Genomic DNA, 18,553 nt, shown 5'->3' with positions numbered 1-18,553 from the left:
TATATCCTCTCATCATAAGCAGTGATCGGCTTGAATTCATTGGCAAAAAAAGTGAAGGGATAGCGATCTCAGATGAACATTTTGACCAATCCATGTATATAGGAACAGCATGCCACAGATTCGCAATGTATATATTTTGCTGTTTTCATTGTATTGGGCGCAGGGCTTACCCGTCGGGTTTATGACTCATGCCTTGCCTGTCATTTTAAGAGCACAGGGTGTTTCATTGGCACAGATTGGAGGCTTCGGACTGCTGATGTTGCCGTGGTCGATCAAAGTGTTTTGGGCGCCAGTGTTAGATCGTTTTGGGATCACTCGTTTCGGCCACTATCGGAGTTGGATTATTCCATTGCAGTTTCTTACGGTGCTGGTACTGATCGGACTATCTTTCCTCCCGATTGATGGATTAAATCAACCTATTTATTTATGGGCTTTCTTTGTGGGCCTCCTGAGTATGAATTTGCTCGGGGCAACGCAAGATATTGCAACCGATGGATTGGCAGTCAATATTTTAAAAGGGGAGCAACAGCACTGGGGCAATACCTTTCAGGTGATTGGATCGCGTATGGGTTTTATAGTCGGTGGTGGTGCAATCTTGTGGGCATTAGATTGGCTGAGCTGGCAGAGCACTTTTTTGATGCTGGCGGCAATCGTCTTTATAAACATGCTGCCGATTTTAATTTATCCAGAGCCAAAGCATCGAGAGGTATCAGCAGCTCAGACCACACCTTTTAATCTCCAGCAGATCAAAAACTATTTGGCTTATTTTGTCCAGAGTCCTTTGCTTGCAGCATGGTTAGCAGTGCTATTGAGCTTTAAAATAGCGGATGGTTTAGCAGGGCCACTTTTGAAACCTTTAATGGTCGATTTGGGGCTGAGTTTTTCTCAGTTAGGGCTTTATGTCACCATGTTAGGTGCATGTGCCGCCTTAATCGGTGCAGGACTTGCGGGCTATAGTTTGAAGTTGATTCGCCGTGACACGGCTTTAGTACTGTATTCGGTGCTAAAAATATTCAGTCTGGCGGCTTATACATGGTTAGCCTTTCAATATGAAAACCAGCACAGTATTCAGCCGTGGATGATTTATCTGATCAATGCCTTTGAAGATATGACTTCATCGATGCTGTTGGTGGTCATGCTCACCCTAGTGATGCAGTACAGTCGTAAACATCTGGCAGGCACGGACTTTACTTTTCAAGTGGCGCTGATGGCCACTGTCAGTGGTGGTTTGTATAGTGTGAGCGGTCTACTGGGAGATTGGCTCGGCTATTTTAATTATCTGTGTATGATTGTAGTCATTGCGATGTTGAGCCTGTGGTTTATCTTTAAATGGCGTGGTATTGCGATGCATTCAGACCTTTCATAATTCATTCATAAATAAATCATAAAAAGTGCTAAATAGTGACGTAAACAATTAAAAAATATAACTAAATAATTTTTTAATTGTTCTGTCATATATGTCTGAACGGTAATATTTGTAACAAATTTACCGTAGGATATTTTGATAATGAAAACACAAATTGCAGCCGCAATCGCTTTAAGTTTAGTGGCAGGGGTAACATTCGCAGCACCTACTTTTTATGGTGAAATTGATGTCACGGCCGATTATTTACCTGAAGACAATGCCTCGCCAAATAAAGACCGCGATGTGGTCGAGTTGAACTCTAACAGTTCGTTTTTGGGGTTAAAAGGTGAAGAGAAGCTGACAGATCGCTTAAATGCACTATACCAAGCTGAATTTACCTTCTATGTGGACAATGGCGGTAGCACGGATACTTTCGTTCCACGTAATTTACTCGTCGGCTTACAAGACCAGAAATTGGGAACATTGAAAGTCGGTAAAATTGATACCCCCGTTAAACAATTGTCTTCAGTGGTAGATACCTTTAATAACTATAGTCAAACTACTTTATTATTCATACAAGATTCGAAAAAAACTCGAAATAACTCATCGACTGAGTCGATCAACCATTCTTTACGCTTACGTTTAACCCATGCCCACATGTGTTCTATAGGATTTAAATCAGGGCTGTATGCAGGAAGCCAAAGAATTTTATGCCCTTGTTGTTCCAATAACTCCTGAATATCTGCTCTTTTATGAAATGCTGCATTATCCATAACCACTACACTATTTTCTGGTAATGCCGGTATGAGGAATTGCTCAATCCAAAAATGAAAAACATCTGAATTGATTTTGCAGTCAAATAAACCGACTGAAAATAACTTACCCTCATGGATTGCTCCAATGGCATTGGTCTGATTCTTTAATTGCCAATTATATTGCCATAAACAGGGTACTCCTTTTCGTGAGTAGCCATGAGGTCTATAATCATGTGACTTAAAACCACTTTCATCCAGATAAATAATCGGATGGTTTTTTTCTAATTCATTCACTTGCAGAATAAATTTATCCCTAAGCTTTGTATCTGCTTTAGGATGGCTTAACGTCTTTTTTTAACTGTAATATTTAAGCGCTTTAATGCAGCACCAATAGATGAAACACCACAATTAAAACGTGCAGCACGTTCATATTGATAAGCATCAGGATACTTTTCAACATCTTCACGTAAAGCATCATCGTTAATTTTAGAAGGTTTACGTACACGAGTTTTTTTAATCTCTATACGTTTCTTCCATTCAACAATGGTATTTTTATTAATTTCAAATTGTGCAGCTACCGCTCGAATAGAATAACCTTCCTCAAGCTTAGCTAAAATTTTACGTCTAAAATGTTCTGAATAACTCATTGCACCATTGTATTGGTTTTATAATGATTTGACTATATGTGGCCAACAAAGCCGATGTGGCGGGGATTTTCACGGGTGAAAACCGAGTCGATAACGTGCTGGTCTATGAAACACCTGCTTGGGGAGTGGGCGCGGGTAAACTGAAAGCTGCGGCACTGTTAGCAACAGGTGAAGCTGGTGGTATTGAAAAATCTAAAGGCGGGGCAAAAGTTGCAGGGCGTGGTCTGGGCGATGCTTGGTCAGCATCAGTGGTCTATGACAGTAAAAAGTTTGTTGCAGGTATTGGTTATGATAAGGCCATTCCGTCAACCTTTGCAGGCCGTGTCACTTTGAATGCGTCAGCGCCTGAGGTGACTGGCGGGGTGGCAGGTAGTGCCTTTGCAGCAGCAGATACCTTACGTGCCATTGGTCGAGTAAATCTGAATAATGGTTTAGCGCTGAAAGCCTTATATCAAACTTCTGAAGTGGCGGATGTACAAGGCAATGATGCTGCCGCGGCTGCCATAGACGACGCACAAGGCTGGTTGGTTGGTGCTGAATATAACTTACCGACTGCCAAAGCTTGGACTGTGAAAGCGCAATACAGTCAAAACTCAACCAGCTTTAAAACATCTAAAGAAGACTTTGATGCGCAGCAGTTTATTGCAGGTGCTGACTATGCCTTTACCAAGCAAGTCAAAGCTTATGGTTACGCAGGGATTTTGACGCTTGAACAAGCATCATTTGAAACCAAACAACCTGTAGTAGGTACGGGGATCGAGTACAAATTTTAATGTTTAAGTGATAGAAAGGGCAAAGTCTCTAAAGATTAATGCGAATGAGTTAAGGAGTTTTATAGAAACTCCTTAACTTTTTGTCGTTCATGATGGAATCTTCGTATTTTAAAATTCAATATTTGGAGCTCGTCCGTTCTTTTGCGTAGCCAAAAGAACCAAAAACATTTGTCATCCGCAAAACCTTTTGCTTTTCTGCATTTAAATGATCATTTTGCCAAAACATTCCTTTTAAATGGAGATGCAGGTTGCGGATGACGTTTCCGAGTATCAAATAATATTGGGCGGCTCAAAAAGGGCGTCTGATTGCTTAACTGATCGGTATGACTTTATATATTCGGCCACAGCGCCTTTTTTATTTAAGCGAGTTTTAAGTTTAGAAAACTACATTGGGGCATCCGCTCAGCAAGACATGATTTAAAATGTTCAATTTGCAGTCTATTTTTAAAGAAGTTTCACTTTCGCGCTTTAACGTATATTTGGCGCTGTGGTTAGCCGTGGTTTTAAACGTGATGTTCTATAAGCAAGTTCAGTTGCTTACGCCCTATCATGGTTTCAAAGCTTATGCCTTTATCGGTGCTACCATTTTGGTGGTGTTGGCTTTTTATCATTTGGTTTTTCAGCTGTTACAGTGGCGACCGATGGCTAAAGGGGTGGCTGCGCTATTGATCATCATTGGTGGAATGAGTGCCTATTTTGTCAACAGTTTAGGTGTTTCGATCACACCAGATCAGATCCAAAACATGATGCAAACCGATGGCAATGAAGTGCGCGACTTGTTGTCATGGCGTCTTGTGCTGTGGATTGGGGCGATGGTGGTGCTACCTTTAGTCATCTTATTTAAGGTCAAAATCCGCTGTGATCCTTTCAAAACCGTGTTATTGCACAAGCTCTTCGGTAGTGCAGTCTCTATTTTGCTGATTGCAGGCATGTTGTTTATTTTCTTTGTTGATTATGCAGCGATTTTCCGTGAGCATCGTGATCTCAAAGGGATGATTTCACCGCAAAATGCGATCAGTTCAACGCTGTCATATTATAAAAAAAATCGATCACAGCCGCATTTACCGTTGGTGACTTATGGTGAAGATGCCCATTTGGTGAAGCAAGTCGGACAGCAAAATTTGCCGAAATTGATGGTTTTGGTGGTTGGTGAAACGGCACGTGCAGAAAGTTTTTCTTTAAATGGCTATGCGAAAAAGACCAATCCTGAACTGGAAAAACTCAATGTCATCAACTTTAATCAAGTCAGTTCTTGCGGTACAGCCACTGCGGTTTCTGTGCCTTGTATGTTTTCAGGCATGCCACGTGAAAACTACGATGCACAGTTAGCGCACCACCGTGAAGGTTTATTAGACCTTGCACAGCGTGCTGGTTACAAAGTGACATGGATTGACAATAACTCTGGCTGCAAAGGCGTTTGTGATCGGGTTGAGCAGTATAAAATTCCTGAACCGATACAAAAAAAATGGTGTTCAGCCGATGGTGAATGTAGCGATGAAATTTTGGTGGATAGCTTAAAAGCCTATATGGCTGGTATTGCGGCTGATGATAAAACGCCACGTTTAATTGTGTTACACCAAATGGGCAGTCATGGACCAGCTTACTATAAGCGTTCAACGCCTAAGTTTCAGCCTTTCCAACCGATGTGCGAAACCAATGCCATTCAAGCCTGCACACCTGAACAGCTGAAAAATAGTTATGACAACTCCATTGTTTATACCGACCATGTGTTGAGTCAACTGATTGGTGTATTAAAGCAAAACTCAAATTTTGAAACTGGTTTTTGGTATTTATCTGACCATGGTGAGTCGACTGGTGAGCACGGGTTGTATCTACATGGTTCACCTTATGCCATTGCACCGAGTCAACAGACCCACGTGCCGATGCTGATGTGGTTTTCAGAAACATGGCAAAGGCAGAATCCACAACAAATCGCTTGCTTAGGGCAACAAAAAAGCCAAGAATTAAGCCAAGATCATTTGTTCCCAAGCTTATTGAGTTTACTTGGGGTAAAAAGTACGGTGATTGATTCAAAAAATAATATGTTAGAACACTGTACTGCGACCAAAGCGAGCACTTAGACCATGTCAAAAATATTGATTATTGAAGATGATTTTATGATTGCTGAGTCCACACAAACGCTGCTGCGTTATCAGCAGTTTGATGTGGTATGGGTCAATAATGGTTTTGATGGTTTAAAGCAATTACAACAATATCCATTTGATGTGGTGTTGTTGGATTTGGGACTACCGATGATGGATGGGATGCAGGTCCTAAAAAATATTCGCTCGCTTTATCCGACTTTGCCTGTGCTGATTATTTCAGCGAGAGATCAGTTACAAAATCGAGTCGATGGTTTAAACCATGGTGCGGATGATTACTTAATTAAGCCTTATGAGTTTGATGAGTTGCTGGCACGTATTCATGCACTATTACGTCGTAGTGGCGCGTTAAAACAGCAAAAGCAAAGCCAGACTTTGAGTTATGCAGGTCTAGAGTTAGATGAAGATTTGCACTTAGCCAAGTACAAAGGGCAGACCATTGATTTGTCGAACCGAGAATGGGCTATTTTAATTCCTCTGGTCAGTCATCCCAATAAGATTTTTTCCAAAACCAATTTGGAAGAAAAGCTCTATGACCTTGACTCGGAAATTAACAGCAATACCATTGAAGTTTATATTCACCATTTACGTGCCAAACTTGGCAAAGACTTTATCCGTACCATTCGAGGTTTAGGCTATCGTTTGGGGCAGGTTGAAGCATAACGATGGCGAAGTCGACTCCTGTTTCCTTAAAGCGTCAACTAATTACCTATACCTCTTTATTTAGTATTGTGATGGGCTGTTTGTTGGTGATTGCAGCATATCGCATTGCCCTTGAAGAGACCAATGAGATACTCGATGCACAAATGCGTAATTTGGCAGAGCGTGTTGCAGCGCATGATCCCGCTCCAATTAAGAGTGAATTTGAGGCGGACAGACACTATCACGAAGAAGATTTATTTGTAGATGTCTGGTCGTATGGGCTGCCTGAACAACGGCAACATGAGTTTGATTTATTAATACAACCCGTTAAAAAAGCTGGATTTTATACCCATCACACGGCACAGGGGCTATGGAATACCTATGTGCTGCCAACAGAAAAGTATCAAATTCAAGTCAGTCAGCAGCGCAGTGTAAGACAAAAGCTGGCTTTAGAGCTGGCGGCCAATATGTTGATTCCATATTTACTGTTTATGCCTTTGGCTTTATGGGGACTGAGTTGGATTATTGGACGTAGTCTAAAGCCCTTAGATGAGTTTAAAGCGGAACTTGCACAGCGTGAACCATATGAACTGAGTGAGATTCGGCCAGACGGTTATCCTTTAGAAATTCTTCCGACCATTAATGAAATGAATCGTTTATTTGAACGAATTTCGCTGTCGCAACAAGAACAAAAGCAATTCATTGCCGACGCAGCGCATGAGCTCAGAACCCCGATTACCGCACTGAATTTGCAAATGAAAATTTTGCTGCATGAATTTCCAGAACACCAAGCGTTAAAAAACCTAAGTCTAGGCTTAATTCGGACTCAACATTTGGTATCACAATTGCTCAATTTGGCAAAACAGGATGCTTCTGTACCAAGTTTAGAACCGACACAAAGACTAGGATTAAGTGATGTGGCAGTTGAATGTATGGAGCAACTGATGGAGCTGGCGCTAGCGAAAAACATCGATTTGGGCTTAGAACAGCATGAAGCACTTTGGATAGAAACTCAAAGTTCAGCCTTACATTCTATTGTCTATAATCTCTTGGATAATGCGATTAAATATACGCCTGAACAGGGCGTGATTAATGTCTCCATTTATCAGCAAGATCAGCAAGCCATTGTTCAAATTGAAGACAGTGGGCCGGGCATTGCGCCAGAGCTTTATGATCATATCTTAAAGCGTTTCTATCGCGTACATCATCATCTGGAAGTCGGCAGTGGACTGGGCTTATCCATTGTTGATAAAGCCGCGGAAAAAATTGGCGCCAAACTGCACTTTGGACAAAGTGCAGGATTGGGGGGGTTACAAGTTCAAGTGATCTTTAAGCTGTAGTTTGGGTTTGATTTGGGCTGGGCTGTGTAAACTGCTTATAACACAGCGCATATGCCAGTACATTGACCAGCCAAATCACCCATGCCGTCCATAAATTGTGACTGAGGAAATGTGCACCCCGCATCATTTGCGCCCAACCCATTACAAAGCCTAGAACTAGGGCAGCAAGCAAATAAAACCACGCCCGTTTGGGTTCATTTAGACGGTATACGAAATATCCCACAAAGAGCGCAAAACCTGTCGCAGCATGTCCTCCAGGAAAACAATGTCCTGCGCTGGCGGATAAGTCCCAAAAGAAATCATGTGTCGTGGCTAGAGTCATGTCCCATGGACAGGCATGTGCGGATTGTGATTTTAAAATCCCAATGAGACTGGTACTGATGAGTACTAAACCAATGAAATAGCCATTTTGCCAACGGCGGGGTTTGAACGCAGCCCATTTATATGAAGCGAGCCATTTCAGCAAATAAATTACATACACTGCGATGATGATGTCTTTGACATAACGGTGATTCAGTTCTGCTAAGGCCCAGTCGCGCTTTAGTGGAAAATGACCTGTTTGATCCATAAAAGGGTGAATCAGTTGTAAGTCGATGGTGCCCGCCACAGGGAAGAGCAGCCACAATACGGCAAAACCTAGCGTCAAAATAAAAAACTGAAGGATGAAAAAACGTTGCTGATCCGACACAAGTGAGGCCATGTTCTGAAAATAAGCGCTATTCAAACAGCGTCAGCTTAAGCGAGGCTTAACATAAACGCTGTTTCATCGGCTTTAGCATGATCTGTGCTTTGGTTATCGTTTTATGGCGAATACAAAGTGTCGGTTCAGTGTTACATTTGCTCTCAAATACATGAGGTTTAAACATGTCGATACGTGCTGTTCTATTTGATTTGGATAATACCTTGACGCATCGTGGACGAAGTGTTGCGGCTTTTAGTCAAGATCTTGCCGATACTTATCAAAGCCAACTTAACTGCGTTGATGTGGAGCAGATTGAGTCGATTGTGAATCGGATTGATAATGGTGGTTATCCCTTAAAAGAGTATTTAACTCATCCCAGCATCGGTGCTTCAGTGGCTTATGCGTTGCTACAGGAGTTAAACTGGCAGGTGGCTCCGCATTTAGAAGAATTAAGCAATTTTTGGTTTGCACAGTTTGGTTCCAGTGCAGTGGCGATGCCTGAAGCTGAGCAAACACTGACCCGTCTAAAGCAAGCAGGATATAAACTCGCCATTATTTCAAATGGTGGTCATACCACACGGCTGTCTATATTAAATGGCTTGGGTTTTCAGCATTATTTTGATGTGATCAATAGCTCTGGATTGTTTGGCCAAGCCAAACCCGAAGTTGATATTTTTATTGACACCGCACAGCAACTGGCTGTTGATGTGGAGCAGTGTTTATTTATCGGTGATCATCCTATCAATGATGTACAAGGTGCACAGCAGGCAGGAATGCAAGCACTGTGGTTATCAGGCTTTCATGTTCCTTCAGTACAGATGTCTGCACCGAGTATCACTGTATTGTCCGAGATTTTTGATTATTTAGAGCGCTAAAAGCCTCTTATCATGTTCAATACGAATAAAAAAAGCGGCCCATGTGAGCCGCATTAAAGTGGAAATGTGTTTAGAACATACTGTCATCTGAGTTGGCAGAGATTTTATGAATAGATAAATCTGCACCGCGAAATTCATCTTCTTGACTTAAACGGATGCCCATCGTGGCTTTTAAAGCGCCATAGACCACCAATCCACCAATAACAGCTATACCTATTGCTAAGAGCGCACCAATCAGCTGTGACATCATCGCAACACCGCCCAAACCACCAAGCCATTTTTGACCAAAGATCCCGACTGCAAGCCCACCAAAGGCACCACATACGCCGTGCAAAGGCCATACACCGAGTACATCATCGACTTTTAGCTTGTTTTGGGTGTAGGTGAAAAGTTTGACAAAAATCAGTCCAGCAATAGCGCCAATCACCAATGCCCCAATCGGATGTACGACATCCGAACCTGCACAAATTGCCACAAGACCCGCTAAAGGGCCATTGTGTAAGAAGCCTGGGTCATTTTTTCCTGCGAAGTTGGCTGCTAAGGTTCCTCCAACCATGGCCATAAGTGAGTTAATCGCGACCAGTCCTGAAATTGCATCCAAACGTTGTGCACTCATCACGTTAAAGCCAAACCAACCCACGATCAAAATCCATGAACCTAGAGCCAAGAACGGAATAGACGAAGGAGGATGCGCACTGACACGGCCATCTTTCTTGTAGCGACCATCACGTGCACCGAGTAAAACCACCGCAGCCAAAGCTATCCAGCCTCCCATAGCATGTACAACCACTGAACCTGCGAAGTCATGGAAACTTGCGCCGAAAGTGTCCTGTAGCCATTGCTGTAAACCAAAGTTGCCATTCCATGCGATTCCTTCAAAGAAAGGATAAACCAAGGCCACCAATAACACGGTTGCAATCGCTTGTGAGCGCATTTTAGCACGCTCGGCAATACCGCCTGAAATAATGGCTGGAATTGCGGCCGCAAAAGTGAGCAGGAAAAAACAGCGCATCAGGTTATAGCCATGATCCGCCGCTAAGGTATCTCCGATATGGAAAAAATGATGTCCATAGGAAATGTAATAACCAACAAAGAAGTAGGCGATTGCGGAAAGTGAAAAGTCCGTTAAAATTTTGCTTAAAGCGTTGACTTGATTTTTATGACGAACTGTCCCTAGTTCTAAAAAAGCAAAGCCCGCATGCATGGCAAGGACTAAAACCGCACCAAGAAGAAGAAAAAGTAAGTCAATATTTTGCATGTTTAGGTTCCATTTGAGTGCAAAATTTTGCAAAAAGAAACTCAGTATACTGATGCCTGTAATTTCGTGAAGATCTCAGCAAAAAGGAAATATTGATTAAGTTTTGCTTAAAAATAACAAGACTCGATATAAAGCAAAAGTATGCACCATGATGGTGTTTGTGCATTGCAGTGGTGCATGGGTTAAAATATAAATTAATATTAAGTTTATGAATATATTATGGTTATCTAAGTTTTTACATTTTAAATATACAGGTGTATATTTTATCTCTTGAGCTAAGCCAAAAAAGCAGTAACTCAAAAAATGATAAAAAAATTCGGTCAGCAACTATTTTTATTTGAGTCTTCGTTGCTTTGTTCTCTTTTGGAACGCTCATGCCATGAAATGTGCGTGCTGATTGTGCATCAGTGAAAGTTTTTAAACATGATTGTATTTTCTCATTCTTATTTTAATTTATCACAGATAAAAGGTGAATAATCACATAACTACATGTAATTAATTGTAATTATTGTCATATATGATCAGTCCTATTTCAGCATTTTTCATCTAGAACGAGACAAAATAGTCGGGCAATATTGGCTTTTTGCTGAAAAGTTATGATTACAGAGTTTGCACAAAAAACAAAGACAAGCAGGCAGAATTGGCATTTTAGGTTTTGCTGCTTGAGCGTGATTTCTTAGAGGATATTGGGGCGTTTTAAACCGATATTTTTTGATGGATTATGATGAAGAAAAAACTAATAGCAACATTGTTTGGTCTCCCATGTGTGATGGCTTGGGCCAGTAGTGAAGTAACTTCGGATTGGGGTTATCAAGCACAAACAGCACCGCAGTATTGGAGCCAGCTCAACACCAAATACCAAACTTGTGCGGGGCATAATCAATCACCCATTAATATTGAGCATGTGATTTCAGCAGACCTTGCGCCACTTGATTTTGATTATAAAACTGCTGCAACGAGTATCGTGAAGCTCCCTCATACTTTACAAGCCAATTTTCATCAAGGCAGTTATTTAAGTTTAGAGGGAGAACGATTTCAATTATTGCAAATGCATTTACATAGCCCTTCTGAAAATACGATTCACGGCAAAAGTTTTCCGATGGAATTACATTTAGTCCATGCTTCTGAAAAAGGAGAGCTGGCTGTGGTTGCGGTGATGTATGAACAAGGGAAAAAGAATCAAGCACTTGATGGACTATGGCAGCAGTACAGGCAACCCCAGAAAGCACTCAATTTAAACGCAGATCAATTTCTGCCGACACATCGCGAGTACTACCGTTTTAATGGTTCGCTCACGACACCGCCGTGTACTCAAGGTGTACGTTGGGTGGTCTTAAAAGATATTCAGCAGGCATCAGCACAGCAAATCGCAAACTTCGCTGCACTGATGGGATATCCGAATAATCGTCCTGTTCAAGCCACCAATGCGCGCTTGGTTTTAGACTAGAGCGGGAATTAAAAAAGCAGATCGTGTGATCTGCTTTTTTAATGTGGGATAACACGTCTGTGCTAGTGCAAGATCTTGTCTAAGAACTGTTGAGCACGATCACCGCGTTTGGTGTTAAAGAAATCATCTTTGCTACAGTCTTCGACAATTTTACCTTGATCCATAAACAACACACGGTTGGCCACTTGGCGGGCAAAGCCCATTTCATGGGTGACACACATCATGGTCATGCCTTCATGTGCCAACTCGACCATCACATCAAGAACTTCATTAATCATTTCAGGGTCAAGTGCCGATGTCGGCTCATCAAACAACATGGCAATCGGATCCATGCTTAATGCACGGGCAATTGCGACACGTTGTTGTTGTCCACCTGAAAGTTGTGCTGGAAATTTATGTGCATGTGCACTCAGCCCAACCCGTTCTAAATAGCCTAAGCCTTTCTTTTTTGCTTCAGCTTCAGAGCGCCCCAATACTTTAATTTGGGCAATGGTTAAATTTTCAGTAATGCTGAGATGTGGAAACAACTCGAAATGCTGAAACACCATGCCTACGCGACTGCGTAATTTGGTCAAATCTGTTTTAGGGTCTTTAATCGGAATTCCATCGACTGTGATTTGACCTTGTTGGAAATCTTCCAGTCCATTCACTGTTTTAATTAGGGTCGATTTGCCTGAGCCGGATGGACCACAGACCACCACCACTTCACCTTGGCAAATTTGTGTGGTGCAATCGGTTAATACTTGAAAATCGCCATACCATTTACTGACATTTTGGAGGTCAATCATTAATTTTTGGTCGCTCATACGCTTAACCTCCTTTGTAATCGTTTTACTGCATATGTGGCTAGCATACTGATGGTGAAATACACTAGGCCTGCAAATAAAATATATTGCGTTAATAGAGACATCAAATCGCCCCGCACGTAGTTGGTGCGGAAAAAGTCGAGTAGGCCAATGGCGTACACCATGGTCGAGTCTTGGAATAAGATGATGGTTTGCTGTAACAGCAGCGGTGTCATTTTACGAAAGGCTTGCGGCAAAATGATTAAGCGCATGGACTGACCATAGGTCATGCCTAGTGCATAAGCCGCGGCAGACTGTCCTTTAGGAATCGATTGAATCCCTGCACGTACAATTTCCGAGAAATAAGCTGCTTCAAACAACATGAACGCCACAATACTTGAGACCAAAGCGGTATCAATGGTCAGGTAATTTCCCGTGACTGTGGTGTAGATGAACGGTACAGCAAAGTAGAACCACATCAATACCAATAGGAGTGGAATCGAGCGGAATAAATTGACATAGCCTTGGGCAATTAAATTCAAGATGCGAATTGAAGACAAACGCATCAGTGCCAACAGCGTGCCAATGAAAATACCACCAATGGTGGCGATGATGACCACTTTTAAAGTGATACTTAAACCATGCCATAGGGCGGGTGCAGATAACTGCAAATCATGGGTAAATGCGGTGAGCCATTCCATTATTTAGCTCCTGCAATTAAACCTGGGACACGCAAACGTTTTTCAAGCAGCGTCATTAAGGTAATTAGGCACACGTTGATAACGATGAATATAATCGTGACATAGGTATAGATTTCGATGGTGTTCTGCGTATATTCGCTGATGGTTTTCATCTGCGAAATAATCTCGGAGACCCCAACCAAAGAGGCCACAGAAGTATTCTTGACGCAGTTGGTCAGCTCGGAGCTCAGAGGCGGCAAAATCGTACGGAAGGACTGCGGTAAAATGACATAGCGGTATAGTTGTGCGGTACTAAACCCCATGGCATAACCTGCATTGACCTGTCCTGTAGGTAAGGCTTCAATGCCTGTACGGACTTGTTCGCAGACACGTGCTGCGGTAAACAGTCCAAGACCGATACTGGCTGAAATCAACGCTGTTGTTCCTGCACTTAAATCGTTAATCCACCATGACTTAATCGGACCAGGTAAGAAATTCGGCACCACATAAAACCAAATAAATAATTGGATCAGTAGCGGTACATTACGAAAAATGGTGACGTAACCAGTGCCGATAGAACGTGCGGTTTTATTGGGAAGCGTGCGCATAATGCCGAGAATACTTCCGAGCACCATTGCAATGCTCCAAGCCACAATGGCAATAACAAACAGCCAGCCTAAACCAATCAAAATCCAACTGAGATAGGTGCTATCTCCGACGCCTGTGGATTGCCAAAGGACGCCCCAGTTCCAGGTATAATTCATGACAATCCCCTAAAATAGGTCAGGCAAAGAAACTTTGCCTGAGTGAACATTAATCTTTCCTTTATCGTTTACTGATCACGGTCATGTGGGTTTGCAATTAAGGCTTTAAGTTGGTCTGACATAGCAAAGTTCAGGTTAATATTTTTCGGTGGAATCGGTTGTTCAAACCATTTGTTGTACATTTTGTTAATTTCACCTGAGCTATAAGTGGCTTTAATTGCATCATCAACCACTTGCTTAAAGCCAGTATCGCCTTTACGTAACATACAGCCATAAACTTCTTGAATTGGTGCTGTACCGACAATGTGCCACTTGTTTGGATCTTTGGCTTTCGATTTCTCTCCAGCAAGTAAAATGTCATCCATCATAAACGCAGCAGCACGACCGCTTTGGAGCATCAAGAATGATTCAGCATGGTCTTTGGCAGAAATCACTTCACCAATACCGAGTTCTTTTTCATGCTGACGGATATAGCGTTCAGAGGTTGTCCCTGCTGTAGTCACTAATTTTTTGCCTTTTAAGTCAGCAAAGTCCTTCACGCCTGAATCGGTTGCAGTAAGTAAACGTGAACCCACTTCAAAGAAGCCCACAGAAAAATCAACTTGTTGCTGGCGTTCTTTGTTGTTTGTAGTTGAACCACATTCAAGATCGACTGTGCCATTTGAAACCAATGGAATACGGTTTTGGCTGGTGACTAAGTTATAGCGAACTTTTAAATCAGGCATATTCAGCTTTTGTTTAACAGCTTCAACCACTTTGAGCTGTAAATCATGTGCATAACCGACAGGTTGATTTGGATTGTCTGCGATATAGGAGAATGGAATAGAGGAGTCACGGTAACCTAAAACAATGGTTCCTGATTTTTTAATCTTATCTAAAGTGCCTGACTGTGAAGCATCTGCGCCAGTGCTAGCTGCATCCGTTGCAGGTGCTTTGTTGTCGCTACATGCACTGAGGCTCAGCGCAAGTGCACTTGCACAAAATAGGGCAGAAAGATTACGTTGCATGGTCATGTACAAACTCCTTTTGTTTGCAGCATCAATTGCATTGTTTTTATCAAAAACGTCAGAATCGGGTTAAAGCTTTATTCTGTGCAAAAGATGTTCTTTTTATGGTATTTTTTTACAGCTTAGTCTGCATCTTAATCGAGATTGCTTTTGCTGCTCAAGAGGGATTTTTAATATTTTGTTAATAATGCTTTAAATAAGTGCATCGCTATATTCCTCTGATATTAAAAAGAAAATTATGCATAATGCGTGCCATTTCAAGTTTTCTAATTCATTTTATTAGGCTAATGTCTAATGCCACAGGGTTGGCTATGCGTTTCGTTATGGATGCATGACAGAATGGATTTTTTTCGTGTAGAATATGCTAAAACTGCAATAGCAAAGAAAAGTGCTTTATTTTGAAGATGATCCGTTTTATGACGCAGTATATAAAGGTCAGTTAGATTCGGTTTACTGTCCTACACTTTCCGCAGGGGATTAAAAACTAAAAAATAAAAGCGACTGTACGTTATGAACAAATGATAGGGCACAATCGCAATGAGAGGATATGAGCAGATGTGTATCAAGAAGTGCTTAGTGCACAAACATATCCATATATTCACGGATTTCAGAAATAGCCGTTTCAATATCCGTCGTCAGCCATGTTGGCTCAAACAGTCCAATATAGTGATCTAAACGGTCTTGAGGTACAACTAAACGCACAGGACATTCTTCTTCCAGTAAGCGCCAAGGAATGATGGGTGTTTCATTGTCTAAAAAGGCTTGCACATTTCGAATGTCAATAATCATGGCATTGACACATTCAGGAAAAGGCATCACTGAAAACTCTTCAGTACGACGACGGAAAAACTCCAGATCGCCCCATTTTAGAATATAACTAGGCTTAGAAAATTCAATAATACCAATAAGATGTTGGTCTCGCGTGTAGTGCAAATGACATTGGTGCGTAACATCAGTGTCTAAATCAAGCGTTACACTTTGTTGACGATATGCCATAAAGTCCAAAAACAGCTAAAACAAGGTGCATAATTATAGCGCAAATTCAGTTGAAGAGCGCTGTTCGCCAGACTCTTTTTGTCTACGCCTATATGAAATACTTTTTATATGACCTTTAACATTGATTTGACAGAAGAGTGACTTTTTTTAAAACCATAAAAAATAACAATTTAACTTAAAATAAAGCGCTTGTTTACTATCTCACTATGCTTTGAAACACAATGCTACACAAGCAGTTGTTAGTATGAGAATTCGACAACTTGATAATAGAAAATTGAGGGGGAACATATGCCACATGATTTCAATAAACCGTCCCATGTACAAACGCCAGAGGAGCGGCAGAAGAAAAAACGCGTGCCCTTGTATATATTGGCATTGGTCGGAATTTTCTTAATCGCATTATTATTTTATATGTTTGCAGATACCAAGCCAAATCCGAATGAGGCGCCTCCAGGTCATCCGAATCCGAGCGCAGAGCCTGCAACACCGAATAATAGCACCACTGCAACAGCAGGTGACGAAGCGGTAGCCACCGATAGCAATACGGCGACTGCAACTGACCGCTAAATGTGACTAAAGCCCTTGTAATGTACAGGGGTTTTTTCTTTAGCAGTCATCAAAAGGTATTCCATTTCTCATTCATACCTCATGGCAGACAATCACTTCAAAACTAAAATCTGTAGTTGAGCAAAGGTCGCTGTGATGTAGACACAACAAGAGGGAGAACAAAATGAATGATTATGTAGGGCATCAGGGTCGATTTGATGCGATGTATTATTGGGACCAGTTTCACCCAATCCTGTCCGCAATCGCCATCCTGATCATTGGTTGGATTATTGCATTATTGATTGCAGGTGCTGTGAAAAAGGTTTTAACCAAACTCGGGACCAACCAAAAACTTTCCAGTGCTACTGGCCATCGCTCGAATATTGAAAATATTATTTCTCGAGTTGTGTTTTGGCTCATCTTGATTATTGCGGTGATCGGTGCACTTAATGTTCTCAATCTCACCAGTGTAAGTGGGCCATTTAGTAATATGGTTCAACAGTTCTTGTTGTTTATACCACAATTGTTGGCTGCTGTTGCTGTGGGCTTTATTGGCTGGATTGTGGCAAAGCTGGTCAAAGTGGGTTTACAAAAAGGATTGGATCGAACTCAGTTAGATGAAAAACTCAGTCAGGATGTCGGAGTCAGTACGCTGAGTCAAAACATCAGTGAAATTGTCTATTGGTTGATTTTATTGCTATTCTTACCCATTGTTTTGTCGATACTCGGTCTGACTGGGCTGCTCTTTCCGATCCAAAATATGGTCAATGAAGCCGTACTGTATCTACCAAATATCTTTATTGCGGGTGTAATTGTTTTTGCAGGTTATATTCTAGCCAAAATTGTACGGGGCATTATTGAGGGCTTATTGAGAAGCCTAGATGTACAAAAACAGGTTGAAAAAGTAGGACTGTTTAAAAACTCAGATTTGGCTAAAGTGCTCGGATCTTTTGTTTTTGCAATGGTTATTATCACAGCGCTGATTATTGCGTTTGAAGCTTTAGGCATTGATGCAATTTCTCAACCAGCGACGGCCATGCTGTATGAAATCATGAATGCAATTCCGCACATCATTGCAGCGGCATTAATTTTAATTTTGGCCTATGTGGTGTCACGTTTTGTCGCAAGTCTTGTGGTTGAAGTCTTGTCGGGAACAGGTGTAGATGACATTCCAAACAAAGTTGGCTTGCAACGTTTCTTAGGAAACACCAAAGCGTCTTGCGTCGTGGGTTATTTCATTGTGTTCTTTACCATGTTATTTGCGGTCTCTGAAGCAGCAAATCGACTCGGCTTTGAACAGATCAGTGGTTTGATTGCGATGTTTATCCAGTTTGGTGCAAACATCCTATTGGGTGCAGTCATTTTGGGTGTGGGCTTCTGGTTGGCGAACTTGGTTGCACAGGTGATTGAGCGTGGTGAATACAACAGTTCTCGTTGGGTGGCGAACATTGTTCGTGTCTTGATCATTGGCTTAGTGTTGGCGATGGGCTTGCGTGCCATGGGGATAGCAGACTCGATCGTAAACTTGGCCTTTGGCTTAACGCTTGGGGCAGTTGCCATTGCATTTGCACTGGCTTTTGGTCTCGGTGGGCGTCAACCTGCGGAACGGGTTTTGACCGATTTGTTAGATAAAGCCAAAAAAGAAGGTACGCAACCGAATCCACTTTATCAGGCCAAAGCTGAAAGCACACAATCAGCACAAGGCAAAGAAGAGCATGCCCCACTGAAAGAGCAAATGGATACACCAACGGTTGCAGAGGAATATCAACATGCAGATGATATTCCCACTACAGCAGAGGTCGATCCTGCGCATAAACCTTTAAATAAACCTTTTGGTTCAACGGGTGAAGCTGAACAAGATATTGACGTTCACCCCAAAGATCCAGACTAAATTAATCACACTAAACAC

The 18,553-nt window shown here is 41.9% G+C and carries 17 protein-coding genes and 2 pseudogenes; 10 read left to right on the top strand and 9 right to left on the bottom strand.

Features of this window, described 5'->3' with window-relative positions; translation table 11 throughout:
- Nucleotides 1–109 precede the first annotated feature (109 nt).
- Both AC4CU3_RS03865 and AC4CU3_RS03860 read left to right on the top strand, forming a co-directional pair.
- Nucleotides 110–1,366 (top strand): MFS transporter, encoded by a 1,257-nt coding sequence (locus tag AC4CU3_RS03865; protein ID WP_279044798.1) that lies wholly within the window; start codon nucleotides 110–112, stop codon nucleotides 1,364–1,366.
- Between the two features lie 141 nt (nucleotides 1,367–1,507).
- Nucleotides 1,508–1,897, top strand: a pseudogene (locus AC4CU3_RS03860) (porin); the annotation flags it as partial.
- 2 nt (nucleotides 1,898–1,899) lie between these two features.
- Here the strand turns inward: AC4CU3_RS03860 and AC4CU3_RS03855 are convergent.
- Both AC4CU3_RS03855 and AC4CU3_RS03850 read right to left on the bottom strand, forming a co-directional pair.
- Nucleotides 1,900–2,394 carry an IS630 family transposase gene (locus AC4CU3_RS03855; RefSeq protein WP_005402037.1) on the bottom strand — a complete coding sequence of 165 codons (495 nt, stop codon included), beginning with the start codon at nucleotides 2,392–2,394 and terminating at the stop codon, nucleotides 1,900–1,902.
- Nucleotides 2,395–2,441: 47 nt separating this feature from the next.
- Complete coding sequence (locus AC4CU3_RS03850) at nucleotides 2,442–2,747, bottom strand: IS630 transposase-related protein (RefSeq protein ID WP_000122230.1); 306 nt, start codon at nucleotides 2,745–2,747, stop codon at nucleotides 2,442–2,444.
- A gap of 35 nt (nucleotides 2,748–2,782) precedes the next feature.
- On the opposite strand from AC4CU3_RS03850, the pseudogene AC4CU3_RS03845 reads away from it, so the two are divergent.
- From AC4CU3_RS03845 to AC4CU3_RS03830, 4 genes and pseudogenes are all read left to right on the top strand, one after another.
- Nucleotides 2,783–3,520: pseudogene (locus tag AC4CU3_RS03845) on the top strand (porin); the annotation flags it as partial.
- A gap of 422 nt (nucleotides 3,521–3,942) precedes the next feature.
- A complete protein-coding gene (locus AC4CU3_RS03840) occupies nucleotides 3,943–5,601 on the top strand; it encodes a phosphoethanolamine--lipid A transferase (RefSeq protein WP_279044846.1) in 1,659 nt (552 codons plus the stop codon).
- A 3-nt stretch (nucleotides 5,602–5,604) separates the two neighbouring features.
- Nucleotides 5,605–6,285: a response regulator transcription factor gene (locus tag AC4CU3_RS03835; RefSeq protein WP_004694591.1), complete on the top strand. Its 681-nt coding sequence runs from the start codon at nucleotides 5,605–5,607 to the stop codon at nucleotides 6,283–6,285.
- Nucleotides 6,286–6,287: 2 nt separating this feature from the next.
- A complete protein-coding gene (locus tag AC4CU3_RS03830) occupies nucleotides 6,288–7,604 on the top strand; it encodes an ATP-binding protein (protein ID WP_184118933.1) in 1,317 nt (438 codons plus the stop codon).
- On the opposite strand, the gene AC4CU3_RS03825 is transcribed toward AC4CU3_RS03830, so the two are convergent.
- Entirely contained in the window at nucleotides 7,594–8,304 is a 711-nt protein-coding gene (locus tag AC4CU3_RS03825; RefSeq protein WP_279044850.1) for a phosphatase PAP2 family protein, read from the bottom strand. The two genes, AC4CU3_RS03830 and AC4CU3_RS03825, sit on opposite strands and share 11 nt — an antisense overlap.
- A gap of 164 nt (nucleotides 8,305–8,468) precedes the next feature.
- Between AC4CU3_RS03825 and AC4CU3_RS03820 the strand changes: the two genes are divergently transcribed.
- Nucleotides 8,469–9,161 (top strand): HAD family hydrolase, encoded by a 693-nt coding sequence (locus AC4CU3_RS03820; RefSeq protein WP_279044844.1) that lies wholly within the window; start codon nucleotides 8,469–8,471, stop codon nucleotides 9,159–9,161.
- A gap of 70 nt (nucleotides 9,162–9,231) precedes the next feature.
- Here the strand turns inward: AC4CU3_RS03820 and AC4CU3_RS03815 are convergent, their stop codons facing one another.
- Nucleotides 9,232–10,419 (bottom strand): ammonium transporter, encoded by a 1,188-nt coding sequence (locus tag AC4CU3_RS03815; RefSeq protein WP_279044843.1) that lies wholly within the window; start codon nucleotides 10,417–10,419, stop codon nucleotides 9,232–9,234.
- 724 nt (nucleotides 10,420–11,143) lie between these two features.
- On the opposite strand from AC4CU3_RS03815, the gene AC4CU3_RS03810 reads away from it, so the two are divergent.
- Complete coding sequence (locus AC4CU3_RS03810) at nucleotides 11,144–11,866, top strand: carbonic anhydrase (protein ID WP_279044848.1); 723 nt, start codon at nucleotides 11,144–11,146, stop codon at nucleotides 11,864–11,866.
- A gap of 62 nt (nucleotides 11,867–11,928) precedes the next feature.
- Here the strand turns inward: AC4CU3_RS03810 and AC4CU3_RS03805 are convergent, their stop codons facing one another.
- The 5 genes from AC4CU3_RS03805 to AC4CU3_RS03785 form a co-directional block, all read right to left on the bottom strand.
- Nucleotides 11,929–12,654 carry an amino acid ABC transporter ATP-binding protein gene (locus AC4CU3_RS03805; RefSeq protein WP_171253719.1) on the bottom strand — a complete coding sequence of 242 codons (726 nt, stop codon included), beginning with the start codon at nucleotides 12,652–12,654 and terminating at the stop codon, nucleotides 11,929–11,931.
- A 14-nt stretch (nucleotides 12,655–12,668) separates the two neighbouring features.
- The gene (locus AC4CU3_RS03800; protein ID WP_005399959.1) at nucleotides 12,669–13,352 is read right to left on the bottom strand and encodes an ABC transporter permease subunit; all 684 of its coding nucleotides are present in this window, start codon (nucleotides 13,350–13,352) and stop codon (nucleotides 12,669–12,671) included.
- Entirely contained in the window at nucleotides 13,352–14,095 is a 744-nt protein-coding gene (locus AC4CU3_RS03795) for an amino acid ABC transporter permease (RefSeq protein ID WP_005399958.1), read from the bottom strand. The genes AC4CU3_RS03800 and AC4CU3_RS03795 overlap by 1 nt, the downstream gene beginning before the upstream one ends.
- A 68-nt stretch (nucleotides 14,096–14,163) precedes the next feature.
- Nucleotides 14,164–15,108 carry a transporter substrate-binding domain-containing protein gene (locus tag AC4CU3_RS03790; RefSeq protein WP_010326225.1) on the bottom strand — a complete coding sequence of 315 codons (945 nt, stop codon included), beginning with the start codon at nucleotides 15,106–15,108 and terminating at the stop codon, nucleotides 14,164–14,166.
- 567 nt (nucleotides 15,109–15,675) lie between these two features.
- Nucleotides 15,676–16,098, bottom strand: a complete 423-nt coding sequence (locus AC4CU3_RS03785) for a hypothetical protein (RefSeq protein WP_004694572.1) — start codon at nucleotides 16,096–16,098, stop codon at nucleotides 15,676–15,678.
- A 288-nt stretch (nucleotides 16,099–16,386) separates the two neighbouring features.
- On the opposite strand from AC4CU3_RS03785, the gene AC4CU3_RS03780 reads away from it, so the two are divergent.
- The gene (locus tag AC4CU3_RS03780; protein ID WP_159151709.1) at nucleotides 16,387–16,665 is read left to right on the top strand and encodes a hypothetical protein; all 279 of its coding nucleotides are present in this window, start codon (nucleotides 16,387–16,389) and stop codon (nucleotides 16,663–16,665) included.
- 163 nt (nucleotides 16,666–16,828) lie between these two features.
- Nucleotides 16,829–18,535: a mechanosensitive ion channel gene (locus AC4CU3_RS03775; protein ID WP_058869131.1), complete on the top strand. Its 1,707-nt coding sequence runs from the start codon at nucleotides 16,829–16,831 to the stop codon at nucleotides 18,533–18,535.
- The last annotated feature ends 18 nt before the right edge of the window (nucleotides 18,536–18,553 follow it).

The organism is Acinetobacter sp. 802_lipA (assembly GCF_058242885.1).
This window is presented reverse-complemented; position numbering and strand designations above follow the sequence as displayed.